This is a genomic window from Amycolatopsis sp. (genome assembly GCF_036008905.1).
Classification (GTDB): domain Bacteria; phylum Actinomycetota; class Actinomycetes; order Mycobacteriales; family Pseudonocardiaceae; genus Amycolatopsis.
On sequence record NZ_DASYMU010000194.1, the window covers coordinates 37387 to 53510 of the forward strand.

Genomic DNA, 16124 nt, shown 5'->3' on the forward strand with positions numbered 1-16124 from the left:
CCGAAAAGTGCCACAGGAAAAGCTTGGTCAGCTCCGCGCGGCCATGCCGTTGAAAGCGAAACCGACGAGCGCGTCGATATGCCGGGTCCGTTCCGGCTCGACGAGCGGACCTCGCAGCGTCGGGACGACCGAGTACATCATCAGTGACAGCAAGCCTTGCCCGGCGATTTTCGTGTCCAGATCGGCGGGCAGGAAGCCGCGGCGCACACCGTTGTCGAGATACGCCGTGGTGAGCACGCCGAACGACGAGATCAGCGTCAGCAGGCGCTGGACCAGTTCGTCGTCGATCGCCGGGGTGTCGAGCATGGTGAACTGCACCAGCCCGGGCTTTCCCTCGACCAGGGTCAGCAACCTGTCCAGCATCACGCGGAACTGGCCGGCGAGTTCGTCCAGCGAAGTCGCTTCGTTGGGCTGGTCCTCACCCACCACCCCCTCGATGATCGACTCGACGGCGTAGTCGAGGACGTCGTCGAGGATGTGCCGCTTGCTGTCGTAGTAGTTGTAGAACGTGCCATGGCTGACGCCGGTCTCCCGGACGATATCGGCGACGCCGGACGTCCGGTAACCCTTGGTGCAGAACACTTTATACGCCGCTTCGACAAGTTCCCGTTTCCGGGTGGCGATTCTGTCGGTCATCTGGCCGCTCCCGGGCCCCGCACGCCGAAGACCACGAACGACACCAGTACGTCGACATAGCGGGCCCGTCGTTCGGGCGTGGCTTCCCCGCGCAGGGCGAGCAGGAAACCGGGCACGATCATCGCGTTCATCCCGTGGGCGACCATTTCCGTGTCCAGATCCTCGCGTAGCCAGCCGGCGCGCACGCCATGGTTCAAATAGGACGCCATCATCGCGCTCAGTGTGTTTTCCAGTCCCAGCAACCTTGCCTTGAGCTCTTCGTCGATCGCGCTCGCCTCGACGAGGACGAGCTTCAGCAGCTCAGGCTCTTCCTGGGTTAGCGTGAACAGTCGCTCAGCGATCGCCCGGACCTGCTCGATGAACTCCTCGAGAGACTCCGCGCGGGCCCGGGTGGCTCCATTGCGGACAGCTTCCAGCATCCGTTCGACGCTGTGATCGAGGACGTGGTCGAGCAGGGTCCGCTTGCTTTCGAAGTAGCGGTACACCGTTCCTTGGCCGACGCCGGCGTGTTTGGCGACGTCGGAGATGCTGGCCGCTTCATAACCGCGCTCGGTGAAAACCGCGCAGGCGGATTCGATGAGCTGAAGACGGCGTCGTTGCGCGAGTCCTGGCTCAGGTGGGCGACCGCGGCGGGCGCGTGGCTTCGCCGATCCGGTGGGGGGTGCGGATTCCATCGGGGAGGGAGCCTACGGTATCGAACCTCTTGTGTATCCCCCATTCACTGCTACATTGCCAATCGGCTGAAAGGGCGGGCCCTATGTCGAGCGAGATTCCGACCTCCAGGATTGCCCGGACAAGCAAGCTCGGCGCCTTCGTGGCAGGTCAGGCGGCTCGTCAGGTCGGAACGAAGGCCAGCACCTTCGGTCGTTCCGAAGAAGCCCGCGCGCGCGTGCTCGAACGGCGCTCCCTCGAGGCCGCGGACCAGATCGTGTCGGTCCTCGGCAGCATGAAGGGCGCGGCGATGAAGCTGGGTCAGATGATGTCGGTCATCGATCTCGGCATCATCCCCGAATCCGCGCGCGCCGACTTCCAGCGAAAACTGGCCGTTCTGCGCGATCGGGCACCGGTGGTGTCCTTCGGGCAAATGCGCGCGGTCCTCGAGAAGGATCTGGGCGCGGGAATTGACGTGGTGTTCGCCGAATTTGACGAGAAGCCGGTCGCTTCCGCGTCGATCGGGCAGGTTTATCGGGCGCGGTTGCACGACGGTCGCGCGGTCGCGGTCAAGGTGCAGTACCCCGGGATCGGCACGGCCGTGCGCGCCGATCTGAAGAACATGGCGCTTTTCCTCCGCTTCTCGCAACGCTTCCGACCTGGTTTGGACATGGTTCAACTGGGCGAGGAGATCCGGACCCGGATCGAAGAAGAACTGGATTACCGGCGCGAAGCCCAGACCCAGCACGAAGTTGCCGGCCAATTCCGAGGGCACCCGTTCATCGTGGTTCCGGACAGTGTCCTGGAATTCTGCGGGGAACACGTACTGGTCACGGAATTCGTCGACGGGCTTGTCTTCGACGACATCGTCGAGCAGTCGCAGGAGGTCCGCGATCGGGTCGGTGAGATCGCCTACCGGTTCTATTGTGGCTCCATCTTCCGGAATCACGAGTTCCCCGGTGACCCGCATCCGGGGAACCTGTTGCTGCGCCCCGACGGCAAGGTCGCGTTCATCGATTTCGGGCTGTTCAAGCGGATGTCGACCGAAAGTATCGAAACCGAATTGGCGTGCTTGCGTGCCGCGAGCGAAGGGCGGGCGGAGGATCTGCACCGCTTGCTCAACGGTTTGGGCGTGTTCCCGGAGCCGGACCTGATCCCGGCCGACGACATGCTCGAGTTCGTCCGTGACGCCGTCGGCTGGTATCTGATCGACGGTGTGGTGCATGCCACACCTGAGATGGCGACGGACGTTCTCATCGACTCGGTCGACCCGCGCTCCAAGCATTTCCGGAAGCTGCGCTGGCAGCACCTGCCGCCGGAACACGTTTTCACGCGACGCGCGGAGCTCTACACGTTCGGTCTGCTTGGGCAGCTGCACGCGCAGGCGAACTGGCATCGTATCGGGCGGGAATGGCTCTACGACGAACCGCCGGTCACCGAGTTGGGGCTTGAAGAAGCCGCCTGGCGAAACGGAACGGCTTAGCGTCGCCCGTCACTCGATGGAGTCAATTTTCGACTTTCCTGGGTGAAAGGGACCAGAATGCAGACGTCCGTGGTGCCGATACCGGAGGTTTCATGATGGTCCGTACCGCTGTGCGCAGCACGACGGCTCGCCCCTCGCCGAGGGTCGGGACAGCCGTCGAGCTGCTCGACCGGACGGGAATCATCGCCGCCAGCCTGCCCCAGCGCCGCCGGACCGAGTTCGAGACCGACGTCGAGCCGCCCGCCGCTGCGATGGTCGCCGAGCCAGGGGTCGCCGAGCCGCAGCCGAAGGACATGGACCTTCGGCCGCGGTCGGTCGTCATCCACCGCCGGGCGAAGGCCTGGGTCGGCGCGGCCGCCGGGGTCACGCTGCTGGCCATCGGCTGGCTCGCCGGTGGCACGCTGGCGAACCAGGACAGCTCGGAGACGGCCCTGCCGGTCGACGTCCGCCAGAACGTCGCCGAGCAGCCCGCTGTCCCGCCGCCGGCCGCTCCGCCCGTCACGCCGGCGACAGAGGTCATCGAGGTCCCGGCCAAGGTGCCGGCCGCCGCCCAGTCGCAGCACAAGGCCGTGCCGTCCACGAAGGCTCAGCGGCCTGTCGTGCGGTCTTCGCCGGAGCCGCGGGTGGACCTTCCCGAGCAGACGCCCAAGACCCAGCCAACCAAGGACATCGGCAAGCAGGTCGGGGACTTCGTCAAACCGTTCTTCGAGATGATGTCCGGCCGCTAAGGTTGGCACCAGAGCCGCGCCGCGCTCCACAAATGTCGTGCACGAACCCGCTTTGGCCGAAGGCACGCTATCTCGGCGGCAGGTCGCCGATCAGCAAAACGTGAGCTGACTCGGCAAGGAGCGCCCTGGCGACGCGATCGCGTCGCGGGTTCATCAGGCGGGCAAACAAGGCTTATCCGTGCCATGAGTATTCGTGCTCCGGGCGGCCCGTCGCGCCGTATCGCAGCCGCATTTCGATCGCGCCGGATTCGGCCAGCGCCGTCAGGTAGCGCTGCGCGGTGGCGCGGGCCATGCCGAGTTCCCCGGCGATCTCCGCGGCGGACAGCGGTCGCGCGGCGGCCTTAAGCTGATCGGAGACCAGCCGTGAAGTCGCCGTCGACTGGCCTTTCGGCGTGATCGTCCGGTCCTGTTCGTGCAGGGTGCGGAAAGCGCGGTCGACGTCTTCCTGGCCGAGGCCGCGTTCGTCGTTGAGCAGGTTCCGGTAGCGCGCGTAACTGAGCAGCCGCTCGGAGAGCTGCCGGGTGGTGAACGGTTTGATCAGGTAGTTCAGCGCGCCCGCGCGAAGAGCCGTCCGGATCGATTTGGCATCGGTTGCCGCGGACAGAACAATGGTGTCGGTCTGCAATTCCGGCAGTACCGCGAGACCGGACTCGTCGGGCAGGTAGACGTCGAGCAGGATCAGATCCGGTGACAGTTCACGCACTCGCGCCCGCGCTTCGGCCGCGGTATGCGCGGTGCCGACAACGGCGAATCCCGGGATCTCTTCGACGAATCCCGCGTGGACGCCGGCGACCCGGAAGTCGTCGTCCACGATGAGGGTGCGGATCACGGCTTTTCCTTTCGCAGTATTTCAGGCAGCGCGGCGACGAACAATGCGCCGTTCTCCTGCCCGCCGGGGTCGGCCAGCCAGACATCACCGCCGCGGGCTCGCGCCGCTTGTCTCGCCAACGCGAGGCCGAGGCCGTGACCGGGGGTGAGCTTGGTGGAAACACCTTCGTCGAACAGCGTTTCCCGGAGTTCCGCGGCGACTCCGGGTCCACTGTCCACAACGGACACATGCAGGGTGTCGCCGTCCGCGAGCAACGCGATCTCGACGGCCGCGGGCCGGCGCGGGCCCATGCGGGCTGCGTGCAGCGCGTTGTCGACGAGGTTGCCGACGACGGTGTTGACGGCGATCGGGTCGGTCACCGGGGTCGGCACCCAGGAGTCGTCGGAAACCCGAAGGATCATGCCTTTTTCTTGTGCCTGCTCGGTTTTCGCCACCAGCAGCGCCTGGAGGTACGGGTCCGAGACCGCGTCGGCGACGGCGATCGGGCGCGTCGACGACGTCTCGGTGAGCGTCTGCACGTACTCGACGGCCTCGCCGTTGTGCCCGAGCTGGAGCAGGCCGGAGAGGGTGTGCAGCCGGTTGGAGAACTCGTGGCGCTGCGCGCGCAGTCCGTCGGAGAGCACGCGGATACCGTCGAGTTCCCTGGTCAGCGTGTCGAGGTCGGTGCGGTCGCGGAAGGTCAGCACGGTCCCGATGGGCCGGTCGTCGCGCAGGACCGGGCGCGAGTTGATGACCAGTACCCGGTTTCCGGCGACGGCGAGCAGGTTGTCGACGGGCTGTCCTTCTTCGACGGCCTTGCGCAGCCGTGGCGAAAGGTCCAATTCGGACAGTGGGGCGCCGACCGGGAGTTCGGTGTCCAGCAGGCGTTCGGCTTCGTCGTTGCGGACCGACACGCGGTTCGCGGAGTCGACGGCGAGCACCCCTTCGCCGATTCCGTGCAGGACGGCTTCGCGTTCGTAGAGCAGTTCGGTCAGCTCATGGGGTTCCAGGCCGTGCGTGACGCGGCGCAGCCGGCGGTTGAGCAATGCGGACGCCCCGGCGCCGAGCAGCAGCGCGCCGACCGCGAAACCGCCGGTGATCAGCAGCAATCGCTTGAGGTCGGCGGCGGGTTCGGTGATGTCGTACCCGACGCTCACTTCGCCGAGAACCCGGTTGTCCGCGGCCCTGATCGGCGTCTTGCTGCGCACGGACTGCCCGCGAGTGCCTTCCTCGACCGCGCTGATCACGTCGTGGCCCGCGAGCACTTCTTCCGCAGAGGTGCTGACCTTCTTGCCGATTTGGTCGGCGTCCGGATGGGCGAGCCGGATGCCGATGTCGTCGGTGATCACCACGAACAACGCGTCGGTCCGCTGCGTGATGTCGAGCGCGCGGCGCTCGAGCTCCCCGCCGGGATGCTTCGCGGCGACTTCGGCGATGACCACCGGGTCGACGGCCACCGAGCGGGCGATGGCCAGTGACCGCTGCCCGTACTGGTCGGTGAGCGTGCTTTGGAGCAGCCAGGTCACCAGCGCGACGCCGAGCCCGAGCACCAGGACGACCACGCCGATCTGCAGCAGCAGGACCTGACGGCTGAACCGCATCCCACGGAAGAGCCCTTTCTCCGCCATGTCGCTGACCGTACTCCCAGGTCACGGGGTTGCGCCCGGTGTCGTTGAACCGGTGCGCTAAATGAGCAAAACGCGGAGAACGCGCGCTGCGCACGCAGAACGCGGACAAGCTTCACCCTCACTTGATCCCGACCTAACGTCCCGGTGATCGGCGGCACAGCAGCCCCACACCGTCGCCCACCACCACCCTCAACGGAGGCGCTTCGCGCCCGCGGTCCTGACAAAGGAGTCGGCCACGATGGCCCCACCACTTATCGAGCTCATCGGAGCCAGCAAGCGTTTCCCCAGCGGCAGCGGGTCGGTGCATACCGCGGTCCGCGACCTGAGCATGACCGTCCAGCCGGGCGAGTTCGTCGCGGTCGTCGGCCCCACCGGCTGCGGCAAGTCGACGACCCTGTCCCTGGTTTCCGGCTTGCAGCCCGCGTCGGCCGGCCGGGTGCTGGTGAACGGCGAGGACGTCCGGTCCATTCCGGACGGTGTCGGCTACATGTTCCAGACCGACGCGGTGATGCCGTGGCGTTCGGTGCTGGACAACGTCGCGTCCGGCCCGCGGTTCCGCGGTGTCGACAAGGCTGAATCCCGGGCGCAGGCCATCGACTGGATCGAGCGGGTCGGTCTCGGCGGCTTCGAGAAGTACTACCCGCATCAGCTGTCCGGCGGGATGCGCAAGCGGGTCGCGCTGGCGCAGACGCTGGTCACGAACCCCAAGATCCTGCTGATGGACGAGCCGTTCTCCGCGCTCGACGTGCAGACCCGCGCGTTGATGCAGGACGAGCTGCTGCGCCTGTGGTCCGGTTCCGGTGCCGCGGTCATCTTCGTGACGCACGACCTCGACGAAGCCATCGCGCTCGCCGACAAGGTCGTCGTGCTGACGTCCAGTCCCGCCACGGTCAAGGACGTCTTCGAGATCCCGCTGGAGCGGCCGCGTGCCGTCGAGGATCTTCGCCTGACCGAGGAATTCCGCCTGATCTACCGGGAAATCTGGGAGTCACTGCGCAGCGAGGTCGACAAGGCTCGCGAGAAGGGTGCCAGCAATGTCGCATGATGCCAGCCCTTCGCCCACCACCGCCCTCAACGGAGACGCTTCGCGTCGCGGAAACACTCCCCAAGCACCCGCGACGACCGTGCCGGTGTTCGAGAGCGAGCAGGACATCCTGGCCCGCCAGCGCAAACACCAGTCGAAGCGGCGCCGGAACATCTGGCTGTTGAGGATCGGCATCCTGGTCGCCTGGCTGGGTAGCTGGGAGCTCACCGCCACCTACTGGATCGACCCGTTCTTCTACTCGAAGCCGTCGCGGATCTGGCAGCGGCTCGTCGAATGGTTCTCCGACGGCACGGACTTCGGCTCGATTTGGTACCAGGTCCTGATCACCGTCGAGGAAGCGGTGATCGGGTTCGCGATCGGCGCGGTGGCCGGTGTCGTCCTCGGCGTGATCCTCGGCCGCAGCGCGTATCTCGCGGACGTGCTCGCGCCGTTCATCAAGGCCGCCAACGCCTTGCCACGGATCGTGCTGGCCGCGTTGTTCGTCATCTGGTTCGGCCTCGGGCTGTCGTCGAAGGTCGCGACCGTGGTCGTGCTCGTGTTCTTCGCGGTGTTCTTCAACGCCTTCACCGGTGCCAGGGAGGTCGACCGCAACCTGATCGACAACGCCCGCATCCTCGGTGCGAGCCGCTGGCAGGTGCTCAAGTCGATCGTGTTGCCCAGCGCGACTTCGTGGATCCTGTCGTCGCTGCACGTGGCGTTCGGCTTCGCGCTGATCGGCGCGGTGGTCGGTGAGTACACCGGGGCGAAGGCCGGGCTCGGGTTCCTCATCGCGAACGCCCAGGGAACCTTTGACACCGCTGGGGTCTATGCCGGGATGCTGATCATCACCATCGTCGCGTTGTTCGCGGAGTGGGGCATCGGTGGCTTGGAGAACAAACTGCTCAAGTGGCGTCCGCCGTCAGCGAGCTCCGCCGCGGCGAGCGGGATCTGAGGTCTGTCATGAAACTCAAGAAGACAGCCGGGATCGCGGTCGCGCTCCTGCTGACCCTCACCGGAACGGTCGCCTGCCGTGATTCGCGGACAGTGGACTTCGGCGCGTCGGGCAGCCCGCATATCAAGATCATGATCGGCGGCCTGTCGAAGGTGATCTACCTGCCGGGGCAATTGGCTCAGCAGCTGGGTGCCTACCAGCGGCAGGGGCTCGACGTCGAACTGTTCGACCAGCCCTCCGGTGCCAATGCGGAGACTTCGCTGCTGGCCGGGGAGGTGCAGGCGGTGGTCGGGTTCTACGACCACACCATCGACCTGCAGTCGAAGGAACAGTGCATCACCAGCGTGGTGCAGTTCGCGAACGTGCCCGGTGAAGCCGAAATGGTGTCGACGGCCAAGGCGGGTGAAATTCGTAGTGGCGCGGACTTCAAGGGGCGCAACCTCGGCATCACCTCACTCGGGTCGTCGACCGACTTCCTGACCAAGGCGCTCGCGAGCCGCGGTGGCGTCAGCTCGAAGCAGTACGCGCCGGTCAAAGTCGGGGCGGGGCAGACGTTCATCTCCGCGCTCGACCAGGGCTCGATCGACGCCGGGATGACCACCGACCCGACCATCGCGCAGCTGACGAACACCGGCAAGGCCAAGATCCTCTACGACATGCGCACCGAGGAGGGCACCCGCGCGGCGCTCGGCGGGCTGTACCCGGCGAGCTCGCTGTACATGGGTTGCGAAATCGTGCAGCGCTACCCGGAGGTCGTGCAGAAGCTGGCCAACGCCTTCGTCGAAACACTGCAATGGCTCGACAAGCACAGTGCCGAGGAGGTCGCGGCGAAGATGCCGCCGTCGTTCGCCGGCGGGGACAACGCGCTCTACGTCAAGTCGTTGAAGGACAGCCTGCCGATGTTCACCAGCGATGGCCGGATGGACCCGGCCGGGGCGCAGAACGCGCTGAACGTGCTGGGTGAGTCGTCGAGCAACGTCAAGCCGCGTAAGGACAAGATCGATCTTTCGAAGACGTACACGACCCAGTTCGTGGATGCCGCGAAGGTACCGACAGACTGATGGGCTTGGTCCGCTTTGTCCGCTAGGTTGGGTTTCCCCGCTCGCTTGGAGGATCAAGATGATGGACCGTAGGGCGTTCTTCGTTGCCACTGGTGTCGCTGTGGGAAGCCTGGCTTTGCCGTCGATCGCGACGGCGGGCCAGGCACCGTCCAAAGTGTACGCATTACCGGAGCCGACGCTGTTCCCCGAAGGCATCGGCGCCGATCAGCGGACCGGCTGGGTGTACGTCAGCAGTCAGGCGACGGGCGCGATCGTCCGCGTCAACCCGAGAAACGGGCGTTCGGAACAGTTCCTCGCGCCGGGTACCGACGGCCGGGTCCGCGGCAACGGCGTCAAGGTCGACGGGCACGGCGTCTGGATCGCGGCCGGGCAGGGCGGTGCCACCTACCTGTACGACACCAAGCACGCGCGGCTGATCCAGAAATGGGCCTTGCCCGCCACGGGTTTCCCGAACGACCTCGTGGTCACGTCTCGCGGCACCTTCGTGACGGACTCGTGGGACCCGGTGCTGTGGCGCGTGCAACTGGGTGTCCGTGAGGCCGAGCCCTGGCTGGACCTGACCACCACGCCGATCGTCTACACCCCGGGCGCGGTCAACCTCAACGGCATCGTCGCGACCCCCGGCGCGCGGTACCTGATCGTGGTGCACTCGCCGCAAGGAACGTTGTGGCGTATCGACACCTGGACGAAGAAGGTCGTGCAGGTCGACCTCGGCACCGAGACGATCGTCGCCGCGGACGGGCTCTACCTCAAGGGCCGCACGCTGTGGGCGGCGCAGAACAGGTTCGGCGTGATCGCCAAGCTGCGGTTCTCCGAGGATTACACGAGCGCGAAGGTGCTTTCGCGGACCGGCGACGCGACGTTCCGCTATCCCACCACGATCGACGTCCTCGACGGCCGCATGCTCGCCGTCAACAGCCAGTTCGACAAACGCGGTGCCGGGTTGCCGCCGGAGTTGCCGTTCACCATCTCCAGCATCGCCATTCCCTGATGGCGTGGGTGGGTGAAGGGCCGTCAGGCTGACCTTTCGGGTTGACTTGTTCGTCCATCTGTGTGGCTGGGTGACCGATCATGCCACTCTGGGTGGTTGACTGGATACCCTTAGGCGGGTCATGGAGAAGGGGGAGTCACCATGATTCTGTCGGCACCACGCGTTGTCCTCCCGGCCTTCGCCGGACTGGAGACGCTCGCCTTGGGTTTGACAGCGTTCGCCTGGATCACCTCGACCGTCACCGCGACCGAGCTCGCCCAGTTCGCGGGCCTGCTCGTGGTGGCGGTGCTCCAAGCCGAGCTTTCGCGCACCGTCGAGCGCATCCGCTGCGCGTGCGCGAAAGCTCCGCATATCAACCTGGCCACCGTGTGGACCTTCGCCGGTGTCCTGCTGCTGCCTGCCAGTCTCGCCGCGTCGCTCGCCATCGCGGTGTACCTGCACCTGTGGATCCGGGTGTGGCGGACGCTGCCCGGCAGGCCGACCTACCGGATCGCGTACGGCGGCTCGGCGATCGTGCTGGCCTGTGTCGCGGGATCGGCGGTCATCGGGCCGGGCGGGATCGAAGGGGCGGTGCGCGCCGGAATCCGCGGTTCGCTCGTGATCGTCGAGACTGCGTTGGTGTTCACCCTGGTGAACGTGCTGCTCGTGGCGTTGGCGGTGTACCTGCACGCCGGTCGGCTGTCGATCCGCAGGCTGGTCGGCGGCCGCGAGGGCAACGCGCTGGAAGGCGCCACGCTCGTGCTCGGCGTCTGCGCCGCGCTCGGCGTGACCTACGTTCCCGTGCTCGTCCCGTTCCTGCTGTTTCCGTTGCTCACCTTGCATCGGGGCGTGCTCGTCCGGCAGCTGGAGATCGCGGCGCGCATCGACGTGAAGACGGGCGTGCTCAACGCGGGCGCGTGGCACGACCAGACCGAGCGCGCGCTCACGTCGGCGGCGCGGGACCGGACTGGGTTCGGGCTGCTGATGCTCGACCTCGACCATTTCAAAGGGGTCAACGATATCTACGGCCATCTCGCGGGCGACGTCGTGCTGAAGGCGGTGGCCACCGCGATCACCGGTGAGGTCCGTGAGTACGACGCCGTCGGCCGGTTCGGCGGCGAGGAATTCGTGGTGCTGCTGCTCGGCGTCGACGAACACGAAGTGCTGGTCATCGCCGAACGCATCCGGCAGGCCATCGCGCGGCTGGAGGTCGACGTCGTCGCGCGCGACGGGGTCACCGCGGTCTCCGGGCTTTCGGCGTCGATCGGGGTGGCGCTTTATCCCGACGCGGGCACCGTGCTGGAGCGGCTGCTGTACGCGGCGGACACCGCGCTGTACCAAGCCAAGAACACCGGGCGGAACAAGGTCGTCAGTATTGCCGCGGTGAGCTGACACTCCCACGCGTGTGCAATCCACGCGCACGTGAGTGCAGTCTGTGTACGGCCGAGTGCAAACCGCGCCACGGACCGAGCTTGAGCTGACGCAGATCGCACTTGAGTGTGCACAGACTGCACTCAGGTGCGCGCGAACTGCACTTGGAGTGCTAGGGGATGGTGGCGGCCGGGGTCAGGTGGCGCGCGATTTCGGTGCGGGAGCGGACGCCGAGCTTGCGCAGGACCTTGGCGACGTGCTGCTCGACGGTTCGGGGCGAGAGGAAGAGGCCGTCGGCGATCTCGCGATTGGTACGGCCTTCGGCGAGCATCCTGGCGACCTCGCGTTCCCGCGGCGAGAGCTCGGAGCCGTAGCCACGACGTCCACGCTGTGAAGGTGCCCAAGCGCCGTTTTCCCGCAGTTGGTGCCGGCATCGTCCGGCATCGCGGGTCGCGCCGAGTCGTTCGTAGACCTCCGCCGCGCTGGTGAGTTCGGCGATGCCGGACCGTTCCCCGGCGGCGAGACGGCACAGCGCGGCGCGTTCTAGCGCGCCTGTCGCGGGATAGGGCATCGGCAGTTCCGTGTACCGCGCCTTGGCTTCGTCGAACATCGCGGCCGCGTCCTGGTGCTTCCCCCTTGCCGCGAGCAGGATCGCGCGACCCAGCACGAGCGCCGCGTCGGCCACGGGCGCGTCCAGGCCATCGATACCGCGCGCGAATTCCTCGACGACGGCGTCGGCTTCGTCCCAGCGTCCGGCCTGGGTATAGGTTTCCGCGGCCGCGGGCACGAGCTCCGCCGCCCACACCCAGACCCCCTTGATCCGCGCGGCCGTCATCGCGGTCTCGGCGAGCGCGCACGCGCCGACAGCGTCACCGGTCGCCATGCGGACCCGGATCAGCACACCCGCCGCAGCCAGCACCACGGGAATCGGGCCGTGCTGCGGCGCGAGCACACTGGTCGCCTCCAGATGTCGTTGTGCGGCGGCGAATTCACCGCGGACGGCGGCCAGCGCGCCCAGCACCAGCGAAGACTCCATGACGATCGGCCCGAGTTCGGAGTGCTTGTCCCGCAAGGTCTCCCCGGCTTCGACGAGTCCGCTCCAGTTCCCGGTGACCCAGTTCAGCCGCAGCCGCGTGCCCTGCGCCAGCCCGGCCGCGTAGAGCGCGCCGGTGTCGACGGCCCGTCGGATTCCTTCGGTGACCAGCTGATCCGCGCGTCCGAGGTGACCGACCCAGGACTGCGCGTCGGCCATGTTGCACCACAGCCGCGCCAGCTGGACGCGTTCGGCGACGGTCGTGGTGCTGTCGGGAAGTCTTTCGAAATCGGCCCATGCCGCGCCGTCGCCGATATGCGCGCGGGAGGACAGTTTGTCGGCGGTGAGCGCGAGGCGCAGTTCGGGGTCGTCGAGCTGGTCGTACACCTCCGAGGCGCGCCGCATCCAGGCTTCGTGCCAGCTCAGCGGGGTCAGCCCGTCGATCGGCATGGCGAGCACGTTGATCCCGCGGGCAGCCAGTTCGGGCCGGTCTAGGAGCTCGCCGATCGCCTTTTCGACCTCGACCCGGCCGCGCGAAAGCTGTCCGACGGTTCGCACCAGCAGCATGCCGAGACTCAACCGGATCGTGCCGCGGGCGGCCGGGCCGAGCGGCAGTTCTTCCAGCACTCGTTCCAGGGTGGCGATCACATCCCGGTGGAACCCGCGCAGCGCGATCTGGCTGAGCTTCGTCGCCAGCCGGGCGACGTCCTTCTCCGCCAACGTTCCGCCGGTCAGCACGGACTGCAGGACGTCGATGGCCGCGGACGTCTCGCCGTGCGCGATCGCCTGGTCAGCGGCCGCTTCGGCGTAGTGCTGCCACTGCTCGATGCGGCCCGCGACCCGCGCGTGCTTGGCGAGCTGAAGCAACGGCGGCGCCTGGGCCTCGGCCAGTACGGTGAACGCGCGGCCGTGCAGCATCGCGCGCTCGGGTCCGCTGACTGTGTCGTAGACGGCTTTGCACGCCAACGGATGCCGGAAGCCATACCGATCGTGCCCGACTTCGCCGAGCACCCCACCCTCCAAAGTGGACAGAAGAGCGGTCCTGAGGTCGTCGTCTTCGAGTTCGGCCAGCGCGCCGATCATCTGTGGTTCGGCGGAGACACCGAGTACGGCGGCGGCCCTGGCGAGCCGGATCGACGGCTCGGGCAGTGAGCTCAGCCGTTCGATCATCGCCTCCCGTAACAGCACGGGTACTTCGAGGCTTTCCAGGACGCGGTCCGACAGTGTCTCGCCGACGGGCAGCGCACCGGCCGCGTCCCGCAGCGCCCGCACGGTTTCCTCGGCCACGAACGGGATTCCGGCGGTGTTCTCGTGCAGTTTCGCCGCGAACTCGTAGCTGACCGGCACCGAGAGCACGTTCGTCGCGAGCTGCCGGATCGACGCGACGTCGAGCGGGCCGAGCGACACCCGTGCCGCGCGCAGGTGTTCCGCCGGGCGGAACGATGTGCCGAGCGGACCGCGATGCGCGCCACCGGATTCCCGGTACGCCACCACCACGGCGAGGTCCGGGGGGATCGCCGAGACGATGAACCGCAGCAGGTCACGGGTGCCGTCGTCGGCCCAGTGCAGGTCGTCGACGACGAGGATCGCGGGGCCACAGGCGGTGAGGATCTCCCGCACCGCGCGGAACAGACGGTGTCGTTCGGCCGCCGGGTCCGCGAGTGGTTCCGGTTGAGGGGGAAGGAGTTCCGAGATTTCGGGCAGCAGCGGGCGCAGAACGCCGGCCACCGGGCTCAACGGATTCGTGAACGGCTGGTCGCCGATCGAGCGCAGCGCTTCGAGCACCGGGCCGTAGGGAAACGGCTCGCGTAACGGCTGGCACGCGCCGGCGAGGACCCGCGCGCCATCGAGTTCCGGTCGCCGCAGGAGCTCGGCGACCAGTCTGGTCTTGCCCATGCCGGCCTCACCGCCGATGAACACGGCGGAAGGGCGTTCGGCGACCACCTTGGCGATGGTCCCCAGTTCGATCTCCCGTCCGACAAGCGTCGGTGAGCTGGTGCGTACCGACACGGATGTCGGGCGTTGGCTGGCCATCCACATCATGGCGCTCCTCGGCGGCCGAGCGGCATCATGGCCGCCTCGTCCTATTTGCCGGGGAAGCTTAGGCAGTCGGTGATCAGTCGTAAACCGTCTGCGACGACGTCGATGAGTGGTCTGGTCCACCGTCTGGAGACGTTCCGTCACCGGTTCGCAGGCGTTTGTTGGGTAAAAGATCACCATCCGTACGAAATCTTAGGGTTTTGCCCGGTTTGTGGCGGGTTCACTCGGGCAGGTATAGGTATTGGTGACTTAAAGTAGTTGTCGGAAACCCTACTTAAGAACTGTCCGCGACGAGGAAGAGCAACGGCCTGCGGCCAGGTGGACCAGTGCAACCCGGCGGCGAAGAATGGGTATACCTATCCCGTTCACCCCGGCTTGTGCCGAGTCTCCGTCTCGCGAAGTGTCACCCGTTGGGGAGGCCAGTCGTACGGCCAACAAGTGCCGTGCGTGATCGCGAGGGAGCAGAATGAAGATCAACAAGATCCTCGGAATCGCCGTAGTCGCTGCGGCATCCGCCGGGGCGCTCGTTGCGGGATCGATCCCCGCTTCGGCCGCACCGGAGTTCACTCCGCTGAACGCCGAGATGCTGCCCGCCATGCAGCGTGACCTCGGACTGACCCATGACCAGGCCGTTTCGCGGCTGGCGACCGAAAACGCGGCGGCCGGTCTTGAGCAGTCACTCACCGCCGCGCTCGGCGACGGATTCGGCGGGGCGACCTTCGATGCCGCGACCGGAAAGCTGAGTGTCGGTGTCACCGACGCCGCCAAGCTCGGCCAGGTGCAGGCCAGCGGCGCCGACGCCAAGCTGGTGCGCTTCAGCACCAAGCAGCTCGATTCCACTGTGGACAAACTGAACGCCGGTGAGTCCGCCGCCCCGAAGTCCGTGACCAGCTGGGGCGTCGACACCGCGAGCAACCGCGTCACCATCACCGTCGCCCCGGGTCAGGTCTCCGCCGCGGAGGGCTACCTCACGAAGTCGGGCGTCGACAAGACCTCGGTCAGCGTCGTCGAATCCGCGGAAATCCCGCAGCTGCAGTACGACGTCCGCGGCGGTGACGCGTACTACATCGGCGGCCGTAGCCGTTGCTCGGTCGGCTTCTCGGTGAACGGCGGCTTCCTCACCGCCGGGCACTGTGCGGCGGGCGGAGGCTCGCTCGCCGGGTACAACCAGGTCGCGATGGGCTCCTTCGGTACCTGGCGTTTCCCGGGTAGCGACTACGCGCGCGCCAACGTCAACTCCAACTGGGTCCCGCGTGGCTTGATCAACAACAACACCCGCGTGACCGGCTCGACGTCGGCGGCCACCGGCGCGTCGGCCTGCAAGTCCGGTTCGACCACCGGCTGGACCTGCGGCACGATCGGTGCCAAGAACCAGACTGTGCGCTACGCCGAAGGCACGGTCACCGGGATGACGGCGACCGACATCCGGTCGGCGGCCGGCGACTCGGGCGGTTCGATCATCGCGGGCAACCAGGCACAGGGAATGCTGTCCGGTGGCAACACCACGGTGACGTACTTCTTCCCGATCGGCCCCGCGCTCTCGGCGACCGGTTCCACGTTGGTTCGCGGCTGATTTTTACTACTCAGTGAATGACGAAGGGCGGCTTGAGTGCTCTGGAGGCACTCAAACCGCCCTTCGTCATTCACTGAGTAGTAAAAATCAGCCGCGAACCAACGTGGAACCGGTCGCCGAGAGCGCGGGGCCGATCGGGAAGAAGTACGTCACCGTGGTGTTGCCG

13 protein-coding genes are annotated in these 16124 nt (G+C 66.9%); 8 read left to right on the forward strand and 5 right to left on the reverse strand.

The genetic code is table 11. The features are described 5' to 3' along the window. Nucleotides 1–27: 27 nt before the first annotated feature. Nucleotides 28–636, reverse strand: coding sequence for a TetR/AcrR family transcriptional regulator (locus VGP60_RS32110; RefSeq protein ID WP_327551907.1), 609 nt, complete (start codon nt 634–636; stop codon nt 28–30). Beyond that, the gene (locus tag VGP60_RS32115) at nt 633–1310 is read right to left on the reverse strand and encodes a TetR/AcrR family transcriptional regulator (RefSeq protein ID WP_327551908.1); all 678 of its coding nucleotides are present in this window, start codon (nt 1308–1310) and stop codon (nt 633–635) included. Before VGP60_RS32115 ends, VGP60_RS32110 begins: the two co-directional genes overlap by 4 nt. On the opposite strand from VGP60_RS32115, the gene VGP60_RS32120 reads away from it, so the two are divergent. Together VGP60_RS32120 and VGP60_RS32125 are read left to right on the forward strand one after the other, a co-directional pair. Further along, the gene (locus tag VGP60_RS32120) at nt 1298–2770 is read left to right on the forward strand and encodes an AarF/ABC1/UbiB kinase family protein (protein ID WP_327551909.1); all 1473 of its coding nucleotides are present in this window, start codon (nt 1298–1300) and stop codon (nt 2768–2770) included. The two genes, VGP60_RS32115 and VGP60_RS32120, sit on opposite strands and share 13 nt — an antisense overlap. A 92-nt stretch (nt 2771–2862) precedes the next feature. Then, entirely contained in the window at nt 2863–3498 is a 636-nt protein-coding gene (locus tag VGP60_RS32125) for a hypothetical protein (protein WP_327551910.1), read from the forward strand. Between the two features lie 172 nt (nt 3499–3670). Here VGP60_RS32125 and VGP60_RS32130 read toward each other — a convergent pair whose 3' ends face one another. Both VGP60_RS32130 and VGP60_RS32135 read right to left on the reverse strand, forming a co-directional pair. Continuing rightward, nucleotides 3671–4327, reverse strand: a complete 657-nt coding sequence (locus VGP60_RS32130; protein WP_327551911.1) for a response regulator — start codon at nt 4325–4327, stop codon at nt 3671–3673. Next, a complete protein-coding gene (locus VGP60_RS32135) occupies nt 4324–5907 on the reverse strand; it encodes a sensor histidine kinase (protein ID WP_327551920.1) in 1584 nt (527 codons plus the stop codon). Before VGP60_RS32135 ends, VGP60_RS32130 begins: the two co-directional genes overlap by 4 nt. A 265-nt stretch (nt 5908–6172) precedes the next feature. On the opposite strand from VGP60_RS32135, the gene VGP60_RS32140 reads away from it, so the two are divergent. The 5 genes from VGP60_RS32140 (at nt 6173) to VGP60_RS32160 (ending at nt 11333) form a co-directional block, all read left to right on the forward strand. Continuing rightward, nucleotides 6173–6979 carry an ABC transporter ATP-binding protein gene (locus VGP60_RS32140; protein ID WP_327551912.1) on the forward strand — a complete coding sequence of 269 codons (807 nt, stop codon included), beginning with the start codon at nt 6173–6175 and terminating at the stop codon, nt 6977–6979. Further along, nucleotides 6969–7910, forward strand: a complete 942-nt coding sequence (locus VGP60_RS32145) for an ABC transporter permease (protein ID WP_327551913.1) — start codon at nt 6969–6971, stop codon at nt 7908–7910. The genes VGP60_RS32140 and VGP60_RS32145 overlap by 11 nt, the downstream gene beginning before the upstream one ends. Before the next feature lie 8 nt (nt 7911–7918). Then, nucleotides 7919–8971 (forward strand): ABC transporter substrate-binding protein, encoded by a 1053-nt coding sequence (locus VGP60_RS32150; RefSeq protein ID WP_327551914.1) that lies wholly within the window; start codon nt 7919–7921, stop codon nt 8969–8971. 58 nt (nt 8972–9029) lie between these two features. After that, nucleotides 9030–9962, forward strand: a complete 933-nt coding sequence (locus VGP60_RS32155) for a hypothetical protein (RefSeq protein ID WP_327551915.1) — start codon at nt 9030–9032, stop codon at nt 9960–9962. Nucleotides 9963–10103: 141 nt separating this feature from the next. Next, nucleotides 10104–11333: a GGDEF domain-containing protein gene (locus VGP60_RS32160; protein ID WP_327551916.1), complete on the forward strand. Its 1230-nt coding sequence runs from the start codon at nt 10104–10106 to the stop codon at nt 11331–11333. A 151-nt stretch (nt 11334–11484) separates the two neighbouring features. Here VGP60_RS32160 and VGP60_RS32165 read toward each other — a convergent pair whose 3' ends face one another. Further along, entirely contained in the window at nt 11485–14385 is a 2901-nt protein-coding gene (locus tag VGP60_RS32165) for an ATP-binding protein (protein ID WP_327551921.1), read from the reverse strand. Between the two features lie 466 nt (nt 14386–14851). Between VGP60_RS32165 and VGP60_RS32170 the strand changes: the two genes are divergently transcribed. Further along, on the forward strand, nt 14852–15958 hold the full coding sequence (locus tag VGP60_RS32170; protein ID WP_327551917.1) for a S1 family peptidase: 1107 nt from the start codon (nt 14852–14854) through the stop codon (nt 15956–15958). Nucleotides 15959–16124: the final 166 nt, after the last annotated feature.

Excerpts from the sequence above, each read along its gene's own strand:
- VGP60_RS32170 (WP_327551917.1), top strand. The coding sequence starts at position 14,852 with ATGAAGATCAACAAGATCCTCGGAATCGCCGTAGTCGCTGCGGCATCC.
- VGP60_RS32160 (WP_327551916.1), top strand. The coding sequence starts at position 10,104 with ATGATTCTGTCGGCACCACGCGTTGTCCTCCCGGCCTTCGCCGGACTG.
- VGP60_RS32115 (WP_327551908.1), bottom strand. The coding sequence starts at position 1,310 with ATGGAATCCGCACCCCCCACCGGATCGGCGAAGCCACGCGCCCGCCGC.
- VGP60_RS32125 (WP_327551910.1), top strand. The coding sequence starts at position 2,863 with ATGATGGTCCGTACCGCTGTGCGCAGCACGACGGCTCGCCCCTCGCCG.
- VGP60_RS32140 (WP_327551912.1), top strand. The coding sequence starts at position 6,173 with ATGGCCCCACCACTTATCGAGCTCATCGGAGCCAGCAAGCGTTTCCCC.
- VGP60_RS32135 (WP_327551920.1), bottom strand. The coding sequence starts at position 5,907 with ATGCGGTTCAGCCGTCAGGTCCTGCTGCTGCAGATCGGCGTGGTCGTC.
- VGP60_RS32110 (WP_327551907.1), bottom strand. The coding sequence starts at position 636 with ATGACCGACAGAATCGCCACCCGGAAACGGGAACTTGTCGAAGCGGCG.
- VGP60_RS32165 (WP_327551921.1), bottom strand. The coding sequence starts at position 14,385 with ATGTGGATGGCCAGCCAACGCCCGACATCCGTGTCGGTACGCACCAGC.
- VGP60_RS32150 (WP_327551914.1), top strand. The coding sequence starts at position 7,919 with ATGAAACTCAAGAAGACAGCCGGGATCGCGGTCGCGCTCCTGCTGACC.
- VGP60_RS32155 (WP_327551915.1), top strand. The coding sequence starts at position 9,030 with ATGATGGACCGTAGGGCGTTCTTCGTTGCCACTGGTGTCGCTGTGGGA.
- VGP60_RS32145 (WP_327551913.1), top strand. The coding sequence starts at position 6,969 with ATGTCGCATGATGCCAGCCCTTCGCCCACCACCGCCCTCAACGGAGAC.